Origin of the sequence: Micromonospora gifhornensis (assembly GCF_016863515.1) — a bacterium.
In the GTDB taxonomy this organism is placed as follows: domain Bacteria; phylum Actinomycetota; class Actinomycetes; order Mycobacteriales; family Micromonosporaceae; genus Micromonospora; species Micromonospora gifhornensis.
Genome location: NZ_BOPA01000021.1, coordinates 85,918 through 103,168 on the forward strand (window position 1 = coordinate 85,918; position 17,251 = coordinate 103,168).

Genomic DNA, 17,251 nt, shown 5'->3' on the forward strand with positions numbered 1-17,251 from the left:
GCGTGCCCTCCCCTGCGCCGCGTCGCCCCGGCGCGGCGCGGCCGGCTGCCGGCGACGAATCTCTACCACTTCCACACCCGTCCCGTCTGCGGCGGCCCCCCCGGGCTTCCCGCTCTCCGCGCCAGCCGCCGGGCGTGTTGCGTGGCCGGAGTCGGAGCGCCAGCGGAGCGACGGACGCGCGCCCAGGCGGCGGCGCGTGCGGCCCGTTCAGGGCCGCCTTGATAGACGTACAGAAAGTCCTCCCACCCCGGCAGGTAGCCGCTCCGGACCCGTTCGGCACCGAGGTTCACGACGGGTTGACGAGTCGGTACCCGGTGCTACTCTGGCGATCGTCGAGCACGCCAGTGCGGCCTTCCTGCCGGATCGCTGGGTTCGACCTCGGAGATGCTGAGCGGTCTTCCTGCCGCTGATGCGGGCCACATCCCGCCGGTTCTCGATCACGCTGGCCGCGATGTCGGCCCGGAATCCGCTGAGTGGCCCAGCACGGTCTTCCCGCCGTCACGATGGCCCGGATTCGCTCTCTTCGACGGGTGGGGCTCGCCTGCGGCAACCCGCCGGATGCCGACCTTCAGGCACCCCACCCGTCCTGGCCTCACCCAGCACGGCAACCGGAAGGACCACACCTCAACGGCGGTCAGCCTCATCCGCCCTCCGGCGTCAGCCGCCCTCCACGGCGGTGCCAGGAGACACCACGAACACCACCGACGGACAGCGTTCCGACGACCGGTGGCGATTCGTCGCCCGTCCCTGCCACCCGCTCTGAGGAGAGACCGTGTCCACCCTGCACCGTCCCGGCGTCGCCGCCGGGCGTGACGCCCAGGCCCTGCACCGGGCCGCCACCCCCGACTACTTCGGCTGGTTGGAGCACACCCGTACCGCCGGAGGTTGTGCCCGTCCGATCCGGCTGACCGGCACCATGACCGCCGTCGACCGGGACACCGGACGGGTCCTGGCCGAGCAGCACACCGACGAGCTGCCCGATCGGGTGCTCTACAAGGCGTGCGGCAACCGGCGTGCCGCCCAGTGCCCGGACTGCTCCTGGGTCTACGCCGGTGACGCCTTCCAGGTCGTCCGCTGCGGTCTCACCGGCGGCAAAACGGTCCCCGTCTCGGTGGCCCGGCACCCGGTCGTCTTCGCCACCTTCACCGCGCCGTCGTTCGGCCCGGTCCACCACCGGCACGTACCCCGGCACACCTGTGCCGACCGACGGCGCTGCGACTGCCGACCGGCCCCCTGCCATGCCCGCCGTGATGCTGTCACCTGCCCGCACGGGCGGCCCGGGGTCTGCTTCGCCCGTCACGACTCCGCCGATCCGCAGCTCGGTCGGCCGCTCTGCCTGGACTGCTACGACCACGATCACCAGGTCGTCTGGAACGTCTTCGCGGGTGAGCTGTGGCGACGCACCAAGCAGGCCGTCGAGCGGTACCTTGCCGCCCTCTGCCGCCGACACGGAATCCCGAGGGTGGAGGTCGTCACCGACTCCGGCCGGGTTCGGCGGGTGCCGCCGGTGCGGGTGTCACACGGGAAGGTTGCCGAGATGCAGCGCCGGGGCGCGGTGCACTTCCACGTCCTGCTGCGTCTCGACGGGGTCGATCCCGGTGACCGGCACGCCCTGGTCCCGCCGCCGGCCGGGATCACCGTGGACGACCTCGTTGCCGCCGTGCACGCCGCCGCCGGGCAGATTACCTTCGCCACCCCGCCGCATCCCGACCGGCCGCAGGGCTGGTCGATCGCCTGGGGCGAGCAGGTCGACGCGCGCCGCATCGGCACCGGCGACGGGGACGTGACCGACGCCAGGGTGGCCGCCTACCTGGCCAAGTACGCCACCAAGGCCACCGAGGTCACCGGCCACTGCTCCACCCGGCTCACCCCGGACACCGTCGACGCCTACGCCGACCCGGAGGGCGACCACCTGGCCCGGCTCATCGACGCCTGCTGGCGACTCGGCCGCCCCACCCGGCACCGCACCAGCGACACCGCCGCCCAGGCCGAAGACCGTCAAGGCGACCTTGACACCACACCCCATCCCTACGCCGGGCTGCGACGGTGGGCGCACATGCTCGGGTACGGCGGTCACTTCCTCACCAAGGCCCGCCGGTACTCGGTCACCTTCGGGCTGCTCCGCGACACCCGCGCCACCTACCGCCGCGCCGATGACGGCTCTGTCACCGTCGGCACCCTGGCCTTCGTCGGCTCCGGGTGGCTGACCGACGGGGACGCCCTGCTCGCCAACACCGCCGCCGCCGAGCGCCGGGAACGCAGCCGCGTCGGCCGGGAGGAACTCGCCCACGAGATGTGGTCGGGGGTGGCGGCGTGACCCGATCCCTCACCCCGCGCTGGTACTCCCCTGCCGAGGTCGCTGTCCTGCTCGGCTTCGGCATCTCCAAGGTCAAGATGAAGATCGCCACCGGTGAACTGCGTTCCATCAAGGACGGCAAGTACCGCCGCATCCTCCCCGAATGGGTCGACGACTACATCCGCGAGCAGGTCGAACGGCAGGAGGCCGCCTGATGCCCGCCCGCGCCCGCGCCAACGGGGAAGGCTCGATCTTCCCGTACCGCAACGGCTTCGCCGCGTACGTCTGGGTCACCAAGCCGGACGGGAAACGCACCCGCAAGTACGTCTACGGCAGGACCCGCGACGCCGTCCACGACAAGTGGATCAAACTGCACCAGCAGGCCAAGGCCGGACCGGTGGCGACAAGTGTGCCGACTGTCGGCAGTTTCCTCGCCTACTGGCTGACCGAGATCATCGAGCCGAACCGGGCGCCGCTGACCTTCGCCACCTACGAGACGTTCGTCCGCCGTCACATCGTCCCCGGCCTCGGGGCCAAGCGGCTCGACCGGCTCCAGGCGCGCGATGTGCAGACCTGGCTGAACCAGGTGGCCCGTACCTGCCAGTGCTGCGCCCAGGGCAAGGACGCCGCCCGCCGTCAGGAGAAGCGGCGCTGCTGCGCGGTCGGCCGGTGCTGCCAGGCGGTCCCGTCGACGCGCACGGTCAGCGACATCCGCGCCGCACTTCGCGCCGCCCTCACCCACGCCCAGGCCGAAGACCTCATCACCCGCAACCCGGCCGTGCCGGTCACCCTGGCCACCGTCCGCCGTCGCCGCGGCAAGTCCTGGTCCAGCGACGAGGCACGCCGCTTCCTCGAATCGGCTCGCGCCGCCGCCGATCCGCTCTACGCCGCGTACGCCCTGGTCCTCGTCACCGGCCTGCGCAAAGGCGAAGCCCTCGGTCTCACCTGGGCCGACGTCGACCTCGACGCCGGAGAGCTGACCATAGGTCGCCAGCTGCAACGCGTACGCGGGAAGCTCCTGCACCGCGACACCAAGACCCAGGCGTCCGACGCCACCCTCCCGCTGCCCGACATCTGCCTGACCGCACTCCGGCTTCGCAAGCACCAACGCGACGAGGCACGAGCGGCGGCCGGTAAGGCGTGGCACGACAACGACCTGGTGTTCACCACCCGCTACGGCACGCCCATCGAGCCGCGCAACTTCCAACGCTCCTGGCAGACCCGCTGCGACAAGGCGGCAGTCAAGCCGATCACCGTCCACGACGCGCGGCGGACCTGCGCCACCCTCCTGGCCGACCTCGACGTCCACCCGCGAGTCGCCATGCAGATCCTCCGGCACGCCCGCTTCTCCGTGACGATGGAGATCTACACGCAGGTGTCCTCGCAGGCGACCCGGGACGCGCTCAAGCGCCTCGGCGAATCCCTGACCCGATGACGAGCTGCTGTACTTCGCTGCTGTACGGGCAGCAGAAAGGCCACCTCCCGGAGCCGGGAAGTGGCCTGAGCTGCGTGGGCGATACTGGGATCGAACCAGTGACCTCTTCGGTGTGAACGAAGCGCTCTCCCGCTGAGCTAATCGCCCTCAGCGCGGATGACTCTACCCGATCGTGCGACCGGACCGCGAACCCGGGGTCAGTGCGTCGCGAAGTAGTGCATGACCTGGGCGATCACGTCGATGTCCAGGCTGAGTTTGATCGAGATCAGGGCCACCGCGCCGACGAAGACGATGCCGACCGCGCCGAGCAGGAAGCGTACGGCCAGTGATTGTCGCTTCACCCAGTTGGCCCAGCCGTGGACGTGGCGGCGGGTGAAGGTGAGCAGGCGTTTGGCCCAGTGGAACTCGACGGCCCAGATGCCGAGGCCGGCGATCACGATCAGCCAGCCGGGGCCGGGTAGCGGGATGAGCAGGATGCCGACGGCGACGACGAGGGCGCCGAGCACCCCGATGATGACCCGCAGGGCGAGTCGGCCGGTGGGGTTGGATCGGATCAGTGCGAGAGTGGTGGATATCCGACGGCGCCAGCGGGGTGGGTCACGTCGTTCCGGCATGGTGACTCCCCTCCTCTCGCGCCGTACGGCCCGGCTCGCCTGCACTCGCTCATCCTGCATGAGGGGGTGGTTACCCCGTCGGGCGGGAGCTTGCCCGTTGGCGGGGCGGCGTGAATTGCGGCGGCTGCGGTCGCTGCCTGTCGGTCGGCGTTCGGCTGTTGACCGGCCGCGCTGGCCCTCCTGCTTTTCTGGCACCCCGTACCCCCGCTGTTCGTCTCGCGGATCGCGACGATCGACGGATCCGCCGTGCCGTGGGATCCACTCAGGATCACTCAGCGGCCATTTCACCACCTAGTGTGGCGCGGGCCCGTCACTGTAACGGCCGACTGGACGTTACCGGAGTAAGTCGACGACTGAACCACCCGATGCCGGGCGGGATCTACGCACTGGGCAGAACCGGAAATCCTAGATGAATTTTCACATTCTCGTGGCCTTTCCGACCCCCTTCCCACCACTGGGTGAAGTCAGCGTATGGCGGAGCGTAGCCAGGAGTAGCGGCTGAGTATGGGAAAAGCGGGACACGCGCGTTCCGCACGCGGTGCCGGGGGGAGAACGTCCATGAGTGTCATCCGACCGACGACCGTTGAGGTCGAGACGTCGCTAAGGCTAGTCGCGCCTGACGCCACCGCCTTGCCGGTGCGTGCCAGTCTGCGCTACGACCCTGCTGACCCGTATGCGGTCCATGTCCTGTTCCATGCCGAATCGGCCGGCGGCGAGGCGGTGAGTTGGTCGTTCGCCCGCGAGCTGTTGGTCACCGGGCTCGACGAACCGGCCGGCATCGGCGACGTCCGGGTCTGGCCATGGGCCACTCCGCGCGGCGACTTCGTCGCGCTGGCGCTGTCGTCGCCGGACGGCAACGCCCTGTTCGAGGTGCCGCGCAGCGTGCTGGTGCGGTTCCTGCGACGCACCTACGTCGTCGTCCCGCGCGGTCGCGAGGCCGAGCACCTGGACGTCGACACCGCGGTCAACCGGCTGCTCGCCGGGCGCTGACCACGACCCACGCCAGGGCCGCGCAGACCTTCGGGGTCCGCGCGGCCCCAGCATGTCCGACGGTACGCGGGCAGCCTCCCGCCATCGTCCACGCGACCCGGATCCCCCGCCCGGTCGCCGGCTCAGCCGTGCGTGGTGATGCCCCCGTCGACAGGGATCACCGCACCGGTCAGGTAGGCGCCGGCCCGCGACGCCAGGTAGATCGCGGTGCCCGCCATGTCCTCGGGTCGACCGATTCGTCCCAGTGGCACCTGCGACTCGATGGCGGCCCGTGACCCCGGGTCGTCAAGCGCGAACGCCATCATCCTGCTCTCGAACGGGCCGGGCGCGATCGCGTTGACGGTGATCCGCTCGCCGGCCAGCTGGTGGGCCAGGCTGCGGGTCAGCATGTGCACCGCCGCCTTGGTCGCCGAGTAGGCGTACACCTCCATCGACGGCACCCGCAGACCGTCGACCGAGCCGATGTTGATCACGCGGGCCGGGTCGTCGTCGGTGGCGGCGGCCCGCAGCACCGGCAGCAGTGCGGTGGTCAGCCGGAAGACGGCCTTGACGTTGATCGCCCAGAGCTTGTCGAACGCGCTCTCCGGGTACTCCTCCAGCGGTGCGCCCCACGTCGCGCCGGCGTTGTTGACAAGCACGTCGAGGGTGTCGACCCGCTCGCGTACCGTCTCGGCGAGCGCCTGGGCGGCCTCGTCGCGACTCAGGTCGGCGGGGATCGCCTCGCACCTGCCGTACGCGGACAGTTCCTCGGCCACCGCCGCGCAGGCCTCCGCCTTACGGGACGAAATGATCACGCGTGCGCCGGCCTCGACGAAGCCTCGGGCGATCATCAGCCCGATCCCCCGCGTCCCGCCGGTGACCAGGACCGTCTTGCCGTGGACCGAGAACAGATCGGTCATGCCCATCCTCTCGCAGGCCGGCCTGCCGGCCGGGATCGGCGACCCGGGCCCGCGCGAGCAGCACCGCGGCCGGATCGCTATCGATCGGAACCTAGTCGTCGCGTCCGGCCGCGACAAGCCGGCGCGGAGACGCGGACGCGCGGGCCGGAGAAGATGCATACCGCTGGCTGTCGGGCTAACGTCGCTGGTGATGGTCGCTCCCGGTCACCTCTCCCCCGCCCGGCTCGATCCCTCCGGCGAGATCGAAACGGTCACGCTCTGCAGTCTCGCGCCCGACCCACGGTGGCGCCGGCCGATGCTGCTCGACCGGGAGCTGATCGTGCTGGCGACCAGCGGTCACGGGTACGCCGAGGTCGACTTCCGTCCGCTGCCGTGTCGGCCCGGCACGCTGCTGCGGGTACGCCCCGGCCAGGTGCTGCGCTGTGCCCTGCCCGACCTGGACGCCACTGTCATCCGCTGGCACCCGGAGGCGCTGCACGGGTTGGACGTCGCCGACGACGACGGGCCGGCCTGGTTCCAGCTCGCCGGGGAGGACGAGGACGCGGTCATCAACGAGGTGAGCCAGTTGACCGTGGACGCCCGCCGGCACCGGGACACTCCGGCCGGTCGGAGCCTGCTGCGCCATCAACTGACCGTGCTGCTGCTGCGGTTGAGCATGCTGCCGAACGGCGACTGGCGGCCGTCGCGTCCGGAGGAGGTCACCTTCCAGCGTTTCCGGCGCGAGGTCGAGATCGGGTTCGCGCACAGCCGTCGGGTCGAGGATTACGCCGACCGGCTCGGCTGCTCGGTGCGTACGCTCACCCGGGCCTGCCTGGCGGTGACCGGGCGTAGCGCGAAACAGGTGCTCGACGAGCGGGTGGCGCTTCAGGCCGGTCGGCTGCTCGCAGCCACCGACGAGCCGATCGCGCAGATCGGTCGACAGCTCGGCTTCACCGAGCCGACCAACTTCGGTCGGTTCTTCACCCGCGAGGTCGGGGTCAGTCCGGGCTCGTTCCGCGCCGCCCGCGACCAACGCGGACCGGGTCCGATGGTCCGTCCGCGTACCCCGGTCGACGCCCGGAGCGACAGTCATCAGGGGTGACGAACGAGTTCGACCGGCCCGGCGGCGCTGCCGGCGGGACGGATTGGGCATGATGGCAGGGTGCAGATCTCCGCGCGTGGCGACTATGCGGTACGGGCGGCGCTGAGCCTGGCGGCCGCGTACCCGGCACTGCTGTCCACCCAGACCATCTCCGCGGAGCAGGACATGCCGCGCAAGTTCCTGGAGGCGGTGCTGGCCGACCTGCGTCGGGCCGGTGTCGTCCGCGCCCAGCGCGGGGCGGAGGGCGGCTACGCCCTGGCCCGGCCGCCCCGGGAGGTGACCGTCGGCGCGGTGCTGCGGGCGGTGGAGGGGCCGCTGGCCGGCGTACGGGGTCTGCGTCCCGAGGAGACCAGCTACGAGGGTGTGGCGCAGCACCTGCCCGGCTTCTGGGTGGCCGTCCGTGCCTCACTGCGCCGGGTGGTCGACGAGGTGAGCCTGGCGGACGTGCTCGGTGGGCGGTTGCCCGCCCACGTGCGACGGCTGACCACCCAACCCGACGCCTGGGAGCCTCGCTGATCCGCCGCCGCCGTCACCCGATGGCCGGCGCCGCCGTGACGTAGCCGCCGGGCCGGTGCAGCAGTGGGTCTCCGTCGACACCGACGGAGAGCGCCAGCGGCTCGGCGACGACAAGCGTGTGGTCGCCGACGGGAATCCGGTGCACCACCCGGCAGAGCAGTCGGCCCAGCACGCCGGTCAGCAGCGGCAGCCCGAACGGGCCGGCCTCCCAGTAGGGGTACGCGGCGAACGGGTCGATGCCGGGTGTGGCGAAGACGGTCGCCGCTTCGGTCTGGTTGGCGGCGAGCAGATGTACGGCGACGTGCTCGGCCCGGTCCAGCACCGGCGCGCTGGGCGCGGCGGTGTCGTGGCTGAACGACACCCGTGGCGGGTCCAGCGACACGGTGGTGAAGCTGGTCGTGGTGAAGCCGGCTCGTGGTGTCGCGCCGAGGCCGCCCAGGCAGGCGGACCGACTGTTCCGGGCCATCGCGGTGACCACGGTGACCGTGCCGACCTGCTGCTGCCGCAGCCGGTCGAACAGATCCCGGTCCACCGGTCGCAACTGGTCGACGCGGTCCCGCCCGGCGGTGCTCACGCCGGTGTCGATGTCGCGCCGCGGCAGGATGGTGTTGCTGGCGCGCAGAGGTGCGGGGTGTTGCATGAGGGGTCCTCTCCGGTGCGCGAGATCGAGCGAGCTCCCGGCACCATCAAAATGTGAGACAGATGCCGCCAGCTCCCCACAACATCGATCCAAGCAGCATTTACTGCTTGGCAAAACCCATCTGATAAATGGGATATTCGGGTTGTGGTGAGGCGACGGCCTCCACTGGAGATGAGCGGCGTTTGCCGCGTGGGCGTTACGGGCATCTTCGAGCGCGCAGGGGACGCGACGAAGGGAGGCCCGCAATGGGTCTGATGTTCCGCAAGCGCAAGAAGTTCGGGCCGCTGATCCTGAACTTCACCCAGAACGGCTTCTCGTCCTGGAGCATCAAGCTCGGACGATGGTCCTGGAACTCGCGGGCCAAGGCGCACAGGGTTGACCTACCCGGCCCGCTGTCCTGGAAACAGGACAAGTCCCAGGCGTGAGGTTCCGAGGTTGAGCGGGGCACCGGTCAGGTGCCCCGCTTTCCTGTCGGGACTCCATGTCCCGGCAGGGGAAATGACCGATCGACCCGATGCGCGACAGGCCAAATCAGACAATGGAGAGATGCCACAGAAACCGGACCATCCGAAGGAGTTTCGGCGGGCCGGGCTGGCCTGTGCCCTGCTGCTGGTGACCTACTTCGTCATACCGGTGGAGCCCGACCTCAACACCGCGCGGATCGGCGTACGCCTCGGCCTCACCCTGTCGATGGTGGGCGCGGTGGCCTGGCTGGTGACCAGCCAGGTGCGTCGCCAACTCGTCGCCGGGCCGGCCCGGGAGGCCCGGTCGCTGGCGCACCTGGCGATAGCCCTGGTCGCCGGGCTGCTCGCCTTCGCCCTCGCCGACTTCGTCGTGGCCCGGGCCGCCCCGGCACAGTTCGTCGACCTGGAAACCCGGATCGACGCGCTCTACTTCGCGCTGACCACGTTGACCACCGTCGGCTACGGCGACGTGCACGCCGAGGGTCAACTGGCCCGAGGGCTGGTCATCGTGCAGATGCTGTTCAGCATCGGGGTGATCGCCACCGGGGTGTCCCTGGTGGTCAGGCAGTTGACCGGACGGCCGTGACCAGCACGTCGCCGCCGAGGCGGCCCTGCTGCGGATCGCGGCTCACCTGCCCCGTGTCGAGCAGTCCGGTCAACGCCCGGACCGCGTCCGTCGCCCGGTAGGCGGTGTCGGTGACCGTGTGCCGGCGCAGTTCGGTGACCGTACGCGGGCCGTGCCGGACCAGTTCGGCAAGCAGCACACCGGCCAGCGGCGCGACGTCCACCGGCAGGTCGGCCCGCAGCGGCGCGCCGACCGGGTCACGCAGCGCCGCCCCGGTCGCCCACACCGCCTCCTTGAGCGCCTCCAGGTTGCGGTCCGAGCCGGTGCCGAACCCGATCCGCCCTGCGGTGTCGACCAATTCCACCTCGGTCACCAGCGGGAACCCGGCGTCGGCCAGGGCCGGCCGCAGCGACGTGCCCGCGCCGGAGAACACCAGCGCCTCGGCGGGCCGGCCGGTCGCGGCGGCGGAGAGCGCCGCCGGGTCCAGCGCTCCCCCGGTGCCCAGGTAGGACAGGACCGGGGCACCGGCGGCACCGGCCGCCCGCAGCGCCACCGACAGTCGACCGGGAGCACCGGGAGCACCCGGCATCAGGTGCACCGCCACCTGTGGCGGCAGCTGGGCCTCGACGGCACCGAGGCGGGCCGGCAGGTCTTCGGTGCCGTCGGCCAGCACCAGCACGGAGAGCCGGCAGCCGCGCAGCCGGTCGCCGTGCTCGCCGATCACCCGCAGCGCGATCTCGGCCGGGCGGGCGTCGTCCCCGGCGTACACGATGGCGAGGGTGGCCCGCCGGGCGCGCTGGCACGCCCCGGTCAACCACCCACCCAGATACCGCTCCCAGACCCGCAGACCCACCACCCTCCCGTTCTACCCCACCGAACCCGGCTGCGGCCGGTCAGGGGCCACTGAGGGGCGTGATGCGGTCAGACGGGGACCGAGATGCCGACACCGCCGCGGGTGGTGCCGCCGTAGCGGGCGATCTCGGCGGACAGGTCGAGCCGGCCGATGCGGGTGCGGGCGGCGAGCGCGGCGTCGTCGAGCCGGTCGGCGGGCACCAGCCACACGATCTCGAACTCCAGTCCGTCGGGGTCCCGGCCGTAGAGGCTCTTGGTGGTGCCGTGGTCGGAGGCACCGACGAGGGCGTCCGCTGCGGTCAGCCGGCGGGCGGTCTCGGCCAGTTCGTCGAGGGTGTCCACCTCCCAGGCCAGGTGGTACAGGCCGACGGTGGTGCGGCCGGCAGTCGAGGGGCGGGCCTGCGCGCCGAGGGCGAACAGGCCGAGATCGTGATCGTTTGTGGAACCGGGCGCCTGGAGGAAGGCGGCGCCGCTGAAGCCCTTCGGGGTCATCGGGACCAGTCGGAAGCCCAGCACGTCGCGGTAGAACGCGACGCTGCGGTCAAGATCGCTCACGTAGAGCACGGCGTGGTTGAGGCGGTGGATTCCCATGCCATGACATTAGCGCGATTTGATTGAGCGTTCAACTACCTCGACTATGATGGCGGTCATGACCCGCTGGCTTGATCCGGACGAGCAGCGCACCTGGCGTGCGTTCCTGGCCGCCTCCCGGGCGTTGATGGACACCCTCGACCGTGAACTGCAACGCGACGCCGGGATGCCGCACGCCTACTACGAGATCCTGGTCCGGCTCTCCGAGGCACCCGAGCGTCGGCTGCGGATGAGCGAACTGGCCGACGTCACCGGCTCCTCCCGCAGCCGGCTGTCCCACGCGGTGACCCGGCTCGAAGCGGCCGGCTGGGTGCGCCGCGAGGACTGCCCAACCGACCGACGTGGGCAGATCGCCTGGCTCACCGACGACGGTTTCGCCACCCTGGCCGCCGCCGCGCCCGGCCACGTCGAAGGCGTACGCCGACACCTCTTCGACGCACTCAGCCCAGCTCAGGTGGACCAGCTGCGGCGCATCAGCGAGGCGCTGACCGATCACCTGAACCAGCCATGACCGGATCCTGACCGAACCGCTACGGCGCGGGACTTGTACATAACGTCGTCGGATGAGCACGATGGGGCGTGCCTTCCGGCTTCGGTGAACTGACTGATCAGGCTCACGACCTGGTCTCCGCCGGCGACCTCGCCGGCGCCCAACGGCTGCTCGCCGACGCGTTGACCGGCGCTGACCCGCGCCCGGCCCACGCCACACCCGAGCTGGCCGAGGCGGCGAGCCTGCATGCCCGCGTCCTGGTCGCGCTCGGCGAACCACACTCGGCCCGAGGCTGGGCCGCCTTCGCGTACGCCGCCACCACCGGTCTGCACGGCCGCTCAGACCCGCGTACGGTCGCCGCCGCCGCGACCCTCGCCGCGGTGCTGCATCGGGTCGGCAGCTGGTCCCGAGCCGCGCGGCTCTACCAGGAAGTCATCATCGAACTCACCGCGACCGACGGCCCCGAGTCACTGCGGGTGCTGGCCGCGCACGCCGACCTGGCGACCGTGGAGTACGCCCGCGGCCAGTGCCAGGTCGCCCGCGACCGCCTGCAGGACGCCTGGGAACTGCACCGCGAGGTATACGGCGACGGCCACCCGAGCGGAATCAAGATGCTGGCCCGGCTCGGCTCCATGCAACGCGACTGCGGGCAGTTCAGCGAGGCACACGACAACCTCGCTCTCGCCCGCGAGTTGAGCCGCCAGCACCTGGCCCCGGACGACCCGCTGACCGCACAGGTGGCGGCCCTGGCCCGCGCCGCGGCCAACCCGGATCACGTCTGCGCCGACAACCCGCCGGTCAGCAACGAGGACCCGGTCGTGCCGGCCGCCCGCACCCCACCGCCGGGCGACACCCCACCGACACCACAGTGGCCGGTCGACCCACCGGAGCCCGCCACCGCCCCGCCCGCCGACGGTCCGGTGTGGCCCACTGACGGTCCGCCCGCCGACGGTCCGGCCTGGCCCGCTGACGACTCGGGGTGGCCGGCGCAGCAGGATCCGGCGACGTCCCACCCTTCGGTCGAGGAACAGCACCCCGTCGAGGGCTACCACCCCAGCCACGGGTACCACCCGGGGAGCCCACCACCTGCCGGCGCAGCCTCGCCGGTCCCCACGCCACGCCAGCCCGCCGAGGGCCCGGCCGGTCCACCGGACGACTGGTGGACGCCACCGACCACCGACCAGCACCCCGACCCGTACCCCGGCACCGACCGGGACGCGTACGCCGATGCGTACGCGGACACCGCCCGGGACCCGTATGCCGACCCGTACCCGGACACCGCCGCGGACCCGTACACCGACCGGGATCCCTACGCCGCACCGGACTTGTATGCCGCACCGGACCCGTACCGCACCGAGCGGGACTCGTATGCCGCGGCGGATCCGTATGCCGACGAGAGCGGGCGGACGGCGGGGCCGGCCGACCCGTACGCCGACCGGAGCACCTCGGTCCCGCCGAGCGTGGTGGGCCTGACCGGGCCCGCGCCGCAGGCACCCGGGGTCTACCGGCTGCGTCGGGTCGACGAGCCGCCGCAGTCCGGGCCGCCGTCGCGGCTGCTCCCGGTGCCGGTGCGCCGCGCCGCCCCGCCGACCCCGCGCCAGCCCAACCGGATGGTGCCGATCGTGGCCGCCGGGGTGGCCGTGGTGCTGCTCGGGACCGCCGCCGTCATCGCCGGGATGTCCCGGCTCGACAGCGGCACCGACCCGGGCGCGCCCGCCACCAGCGGCGTCCCGGGCAGTGCGCCGGCCACCACCGCACCGCAGGCTTCCATCTCCCCCGGTGCCCCGCCCACCGGGCTCGCGTTGCGCGACAACCGGGACAGCGTGACGTTGAGTTGGGAATACCCGGCCGGCAGCGAGGGGCCGGTGATCGTCTCCGGAGGCCGGGCGGGGCAGCCGCCCAGCCCGTTCGCCGATCTGCCCGCCGGCACCGACAGCTTCGTGGTGTACGGGTTGAACCGCAGCCTCGACTACTGCTTCACGGTGGCGGTCGCCTGGTCCACCGACGTGGTGGCCCGCTCGGAGCAGGTCTGCACCGACCGTAGCTGACGGTCACCGGCCGTGGCCGCGCACGCGAGGGTGTGACGGCCACCCGCCGACTGGTTTCGTCGGTGCCCGGCGCGGTATCTTTATCCGTTCAGGCAACAAAAAAGAACGGCGATAAAAGCCGTTCCTATCTCGGAGACTAGCCAATTGGGAGACGGATTGTCAAGGCACTCCGACGGTTCGCCGTCCGACGACGAGATCGGCCGCGAGCAGGAGTACGTCTCGATGCTCTACCAGCGCCTGGACGCCCTACGGGAGCAGGCGTCGCAGCGGCTGACCGAGGAACTGCGGCTGACCGGTGGCACATTGCAGGCCCGATCCCAACGCGACAGCGCGGTACGGATGTACGCCGACCAGGTCGAGCAGTTCTCGGCGGTGGAGAACGGTCTGTGTTTCGGCCGGCTGGACACCGACGACGGCGCACGCCACTACATCGGCCGGATCGGCATTTTCGACACCGACGGTGACTACGATCCACTGCTGATGGACTGGCGCGCCCCGGCCGCCCGCGCCTTCTACCTCGCCACCGCCGCCAACCCGCAGGGCATCCGGCGACGGCGGCACCTGCGGACCCGGCAACGCAAGGTGATCGGCCTCAACGACGAGGTGCTCGACCTGAACACCGCCTCCCCCACCGCCCACGAGGAGTTGACCGGCGAGGCGTCGCTGCTTGCCGCGTTGAACGCCGGTCGTACCGGGCGGATGCGCGACATCGTCGAGACCATCCAGGCCGAGCAGGACCGCATCATCCGCGCCGACCTGCCCGGGGTGATGGTGGTGCAGGGTGGCCCCGGCACCGGCAAGACGGCGGTGGCGCTGCACCGGGCGGCGTACCTGCTCTACACCCACCGGCGGGAACTGTCGACCCGCGGCGTCCTGCTGGTCGGCCCGAACCTCACCTTCCTGCACTACATCTCCCAGGTGCTGCCCGCGCTGGCCGAGACGGGCGTGCTGCTGCGTACCCAGGCCGATCTGTTCCCCGGGGTGAACGCGCGGCGTGCGGAGCCGGCCACCACCGCGGCCGTGAAGGGCCGGCCGGTGATGGTCGAGGTCCTGACCAACGCGGTACGCGACCGGCAGCGGGTGCCCGACGAACCGCTGGAGATCGAACTGCCGCAGCGGGAGATCCTGGTGCTCGACCCGGCGACCGTGCAGGCGGCCCGGGACCGGGCCCGCCGCAGCGGCCGGCCGCACAACCTGGCCCGCGCCGTCTTCGACATCGAGATCATCCACGCGCTGGCCGACCAGGTCGCCGAACGCATCGGCACCGACCCGCTGGGCGGGGAGAACCTGCTCGAGGAAGGGGACCTCGCCGAGATCCGCCGGGAACTACGCGAGGAGCCCGAGGTACGCGCCACCCTCGACGAGCTGTGGCCGGTGCTCACCCCGCAACGCCTGCTCGCCGACCTGTACGCCGACACCGACCGGATCGCCACCGCCGCGCCGATGCTCACCGCGGACGAGCGGGCCGCGCTGCACCGCGAACCGGGCGGCTGGACTCCGGCGGACGTGCCGCTGCTGGATGAGGCGGCGGAGCTGCTCGGCGAGGACGACCGGGCCGCCGCCGCCCGCCGGGAACGCCTGCGCGCCCTGCAACGCGAGTACGCCGAGGGCGTGCTGGAGATCGCCCGGGGCTCCCGGTCGATCGACGTGGAGGACGAGGCCGACGGTGGCGAGATCCTCGGCGTGACCGACCTGCTCGACGCCGACCAACTGCTGGAACGTCAGGAGGAAGCCGACCGGCTGACCACCGCGCAGCGGGCGGCGGCCGACCGGTCCTGGGCGTTCGGCCACGTGATCGTCGACGAGGCGCAGGAACTCAGCCCGATGGCGTGGCGGCTGCTGATGCGCCGCTGCCCGAGCCGGTCGATGACCATCGTCGGTGACGTGGCGCAGACCGGCGCGCTGGCCGGGACCCCGTCGTGGGCGCAGGCGTTGGCGCCCTACGTGGCCGACAGGTGGCGGCTGACGGAGCTGACCGTCAGCTACCGCACCCCGGCCGAGATCATGGCGGTCGCGGCGGAGGTGCTGGCCGAGATCGACCCGACCCTGCAACCACCCCGCGCCGTACGCTCCAGCGGCCGTACGCCTGTCGCTCGCCGCGCTCCGGCCGACCGGCTGCCGGCGGAGTTGGTCGAGATCGTCACGGCGGAGGCCGCCGCACTCACCGACGGACGCCTCGGCGTGATCGTGCCGGTCGCCCGCGTCGACGACCTCGGCGCGACGGTGACCACGGCGCTTCCCGAAGCCACCGTCGGCGAACAACCCGACCTGGAGAGCCGGGTGGTCATCCTGACCGTCGCCGAAGCCAAAGGCCTCGAATTCGACTCGGTCATCGTGGTCGACCCCGACCAGATCGTCGCCGAGTCTCCCCGAGGCCGCAGCGACCTCTACGTGGCCCTCACCCGGGCCACCCAGCACCTCACCACCCTCACTCCTACCCCCTGACCCACCCCACCCTCGGTCGATCATGAGGTGGCGCGATCTTCACGTCGCCGCCTCATGATCAGTACCGGGGGGCGGGGTGGGTGGGGCGGGTGGGTCAGTCGAAGTTGCCGACGTGGGTGGCGGGGGTCGACTGGTCGCTTGTGGAGCCTCCGCGTGGCGTGCTCATGCCACCGGTGGTGGCGTCACCCGTGGTGGTCGGGGCCACCTTGCCCCGGTGGCGCTCCGGTTGGCGGGCCACCCGACGTACGCTCGCCGGACCGGCCGTACCTCCGGTGGTGGTGATCGCACCCTGTCCGCGGGTCGGACCGCCGTCACGCAACACGTTGGGGTCGATCGGCACCTTCGCCGGATCGTCCGGGTCATCGCGCTGGATGGCACTGTTCACGTCGGTGGGCGGCACCGTCACCTCGTCCAGCGCACCCTCGCCGTACACGCCGGCGGTGAGCCGCTCCTCGGCCCGACGGGCAGCGTCCTGTCGCAGGTCGTCCTCACGCATGATCCATCACCTCGCTCACGTGTCGATCCCTGAAGCGTGCCCGGCGACCGCCCGGACAAACCCCGGACCCGCTGCTCGAACAGCCTTCACACCCGACCGGCAGGACAGGTGACGCGAGGCGGGACCGGACATTCGGCGGAGTCGGCGCGGTGCCGGCCACAGGTGGACACCGGACGGGTCTGGCCGGCGGATCCGGGGTTACTGCTGTCGAGCCACCGGGTAGACCCGTCGTGCCCCCGCCAGTACGCGAACCGTGCCGTGGCCGAAACGCGGTAGCGGGGCGAGGGATCGCAGGACTCATCGCATCCTGAGGAGGACAGATGAGCACGCAGGCTGCATCCACCAGGCCGATGAACCGTCCGGCGCAGGACGTACAGCATCGTCAGGCCATGCAGGACATGCCCACCCGGCAGATGCCGGCGTACGACGGTCATCGGGAGCCGGCGCAGGCACCCGGTACGGAGACCAAGCAGTCGTTCCTGACGACGGAATTCTGGATCTACGCGGCGGCCGTGGCTGCTGTGGTGATCGCAGCGTTCTGGCGAGGCACGACGGCCAACGGCCTGAACCTGAACAACCCGGGCCAGGCGTGGTTCTTCATCACCCTGCTGACCCTGGGTTACCTGGGTAGCCGTGGCCTGGCCAAGGCCGGTAGCCCCAAGCGTTCGGCCGAGGAGCGTAAGCGGGGGCGTTGATCGGGAAGCCCCAGCGGGCGTAGCAGACAGCCCCAGCGGGCGTTGAGCCCCGAGCATGACGCACGGTGGCCCTCCGGGAATGATCCCGGAGGGCCACCGTCCACTGTCGCCTGATCTGCACCCCGGCTCGACCG

At 71.5% G+C, this 17,251-nt stretch carries 17 protein-coding genes, 1 tRNA gene and 1 pseudogene; 12 read left to right on the plus strand and 7 right to left on the minus strand.

Features of this window, described 5'->3' with window-relative positions:
* The first annotated feature begins 772 nt into the window (after positions 1-772).
* Genes Vgi01_RS16125 through Vgi01_RS16135 form a run of 3 tightly spaced genes read left to right on the plus strand, consistent with a single transcriptional unit; the run spans position 773 to position 3,731 of the window.
* The gene (locus tag Vgi01_RS16125; RefSeq protein WP_204291548.1) at positions 773-2,317 is read left to right on the plus strand and encodes a replication initiator; all 1,545 of its coding nucleotides are present in this window, start codon (positions 773-775) and stop codon (positions 2,315-2,317) included.
* Positions 2,314-2,511 (plus strand): excisionase family DNA-binding protein, encoded by a 198-nt coding sequence (locus Vgi01_RS16130; RefSeq protein WP_204004290.1) that lies wholly within the window; start codon positions 2,314-2,316, stop codon positions 2,509-2,511. Before Vgi01_RS16125 ends, Vgi01_RS16130 begins: the two co-directional genes overlap by 4 nt.
* The gene (locus Vgi01_RS16135) at positions 2,511-3,731 is read left to right on the plus strand and encodes a tyrosine-type recombinase/integrase (protein WP_204291549.1); all 1,221 of its coding nucleotides are present in this window, start codon (positions 2,511-2,513) and stop codon (positions 3,729-3,731) included. The genes Vgi01_RS16130 and Vgi01_RS16135 overlap by 1 nt, the downstream gene beginning before the upstream one ends.
* A gap of 75 nt (positions 3,732-3,806) precedes the next feature.
* Here the strand turns inward: Vgi01_RS16135 and Vgi01_RS16140 are convergent.
* Both Vgi01_RS16140 and Vgi01_RS31420 read right to left on the minus strand, forming a co-directional pair.
* Positions 3,807-3,878 (minus strand) — tRNA-Val (locus Vgi01_RS16140).
* A gap of 50 nt (positions 3,879-3,928) precedes the next feature.
* Positions 3,929-4,603 (minus strand): TIGR02611 family protein, encoded by a 675-nt coding sequence (locus Vgi01_RS31420; protein ID WP_373306970.1) that lies wholly within the window; start codon positions 4,601-4,603, stop codon positions 3,929-3,931.
* Positions 4,604-4,903: 300 nt separating this feature from the next.
* Between Vgi01_RS31420 and Vgi01_RS16150 the strand changes: the two genes are divergently transcribed.
* Positions 4,904-5,335: an SsgA family sporulation/cell division regulator gene (locus Vgi01_RS16150; RefSeq protein WP_007457244.1), complete on the plus strand. Its 432-nt coding sequence runs from the start codon at positions 4,904-4,906 to the stop codon at positions 5,333-5,335.
* 122 nt (positions 5,336-5,457) lie between these two features.
* Here Vgi01_RS16150 and Vgi01_RS16155 read toward each other — a convergent pair whose 3' ends face one another.
* Positions 5,458-6,234 carry a glucose 1-dehydrogenase gene (locus tag Vgi01_RS16155; protein WP_102657334.1) on the minus strand — a complete coding sequence of 259 codons (777 nt, stop codon included), beginning with the start codon at positions 6,232-6,234 and terminating at the stop codon, positions 5,458-5,460.
* A gap of 190 nt (positions 6,235-6,424) precedes the next feature.
* Between Vgi01_RS16155 and Vgi01_RS16160 the strand changes: the two genes are divergently transcribed.
* Entirely contained in the window at positions 6,425-7,315 is an 891-nt protein-coding gene (locus Vgi01_RS16160) for a helix-turn-helix domain-containing protein (protein WP_102657310.1), read from the plus strand.
* A 60-nt stretch (positions 7,316-7,375) separates the two neighbouring features.
* Positions 7,376-7,831 (plus strand): RrF2 family transcriptional regulator, encoded by a 456-nt coding sequence (locus tag Vgi01_RS16165; RefSeq protein ID WP_102657311.1) that lies wholly within the window; start codon positions 7,376-7,378, stop codon positions 7,829-7,831.
* Positions 7,832-7,844: 13 nt separating this feature from the next.
* Here Vgi01_RS16165 and Vgi01_RS16170 read toward each other — a convergent pair whose 3' ends face one another.
* The gene (locus tag Vgi01_RS16170) at positions 7,845-8,471 is read right to left on the minus strand and encodes a flavin reductase family protein (RefSeq protein ID WP_102657312.1); all 627 of its coding nucleotides are present in this window, start codon (positions 8,469-8,471) and stop codon (positions 7,845-7,847) included.
* 245 nt (positions 8,472-8,716) lie between these two features.
* Between Vgi01_RS16170 and Vgi01_RS16175 the strand changes: the two genes are divergently transcribed.
* Together Vgi01_RS16175 and Vgi01_RS16180 are read left to right on the plus strand one after the other, a co-directional pair.
* Positions 8,717-8,896, plus strand: a complete 180-nt coding sequence (locus tag Vgi01_RS16175; protein ID WP_013732429.1) for a DUF4236 domain-containing protein — start codon at positions 8,717-8,719, stop codon at positions 8,894-8,896.
* Positions 8,897-9,017: 121 nt separating this feature from the next.
* Positions 9,018-9,521 carry a potassium channel family protein gene (locus Vgi01_RS16180; RefSeq protein WP_102657313.1) on the plus strand — a complete coding sequence of 168 codons (504 nt, stop codon included), beginning with the start codon at positions 9,018-9,020 and terminating at the stop codon, positions 9,519-9,521.
* On the opposite strand, the gene Vgi01_RS16185 is transcribed toward Vgi01_RS16180, so the two are convergent.
* Together Vgi01_RS16185 and Vgi01_RS16190 are read right to left on the minus strand one after the other, a co-directional pair.
* The gene (locus Vgi01_RS16185) at positions 9,496-10,356 is read right to left on the minus strand and encodes a hypothetical protein (RefSeq protein WP_204291550.1); all 861 of its coding nucleotides are present in this window, start codon (positions 10,354-10,356) and stop codon (positions 9,496-9,498) included. The two genes, Vgi01_RS16180 and Vgi01_RS16185, sit on opposite strands and share 26 nt — an antisense overlap.
* A 65-nt stretch (positions 10,357-10,421) precedes the next feature.
* Positions 10,422-10,943, minus strand: a complete 522-nt coding sequence (locus Vgi01_RS16190; protein ID WP_102657315.1) for a VOC family protein — start codon at positions 10,941-10,943, stop codon at positions 10,422-10,424.
* 49 nt (positions 10,944-10,992) lie between these two features.
* Between Vgi01_RS16190 and Vgi01_RS16195 the strand changes: the two genes are divergently transcribed.
* The 3 genes and pseudogenes from Vgi01_RS16195 to Vgi01_RS16205 all read left to right on the plus strand — a co-directional run bounded on the left by Vgi01_RS16195 (position 10,993) and on the right by Vgi01_RS16205 (position 15,926).
* The gene (locus tag Vgi01_RS16195; protein ID WP_102657335.1) at positions 10,993-11,454 is read left to right on the plus strand and encodes a MarR family winged helix-turn-helix transcriptional regulator; all 462 of its coding nucleotides are present in this window, start codon (positions 10,993-10,995) and stop codon (positions 11,452-11,454) included.
* Between the two features lie 68 nt (positions 11,455-11,522).
* Positions 11,523-12,575 (plus strand): annotated as a pseudogene (locus tag Vgi01_RS31615) (tetratricopeptide repeat protein); the annotation flags it as partial.
* Between the two features lie 1,062 nt (positions 12,576-13,637).
* A complete protein-coding gene (locus Vgi01_RS16205; RefSeq protein WP_505843462.1) occupies positions 13,638-15,926 on the plus strand; it encodes a HelD family protein in 2,289 nt (762 codons plus the stop codon).
* A gap of 94 nt (positions 15,927-16,020) precedes the next feature.
* Here the strand turns inward: Vgi01_RS16205 and Vgi01_RS16210 are convergent, their stop codons facing one another.
* Entirely contained in the window at positions 16,021-16,422 is a 402-nt protein-coding gene (locus Vgi01_RS16210; protein ID WP_102657318.1) for a hypothetical protein, read from the minus strand.
* Between the two features lie 320 nt (positions 16,423-16,742).
* Between Vgi01_RS16210 and Vgi01_RS16215 the strand changes: the two genes are divergently transcribed.
* Positions 16,743-17,117 carry a hypothetical protein gene (locus Vgi01_RS16215; protein ID WP_102657319.1) on the plus strand — a complete coding sequence of 125 codons (375 nt, stop codon included), beginning with the start codon at positions 16,743-16,745 and terminating at the stop codon, positions 17,115-17,117.
* Positions 17,118-17,251 lie beyond the last annotated feature (134 nt).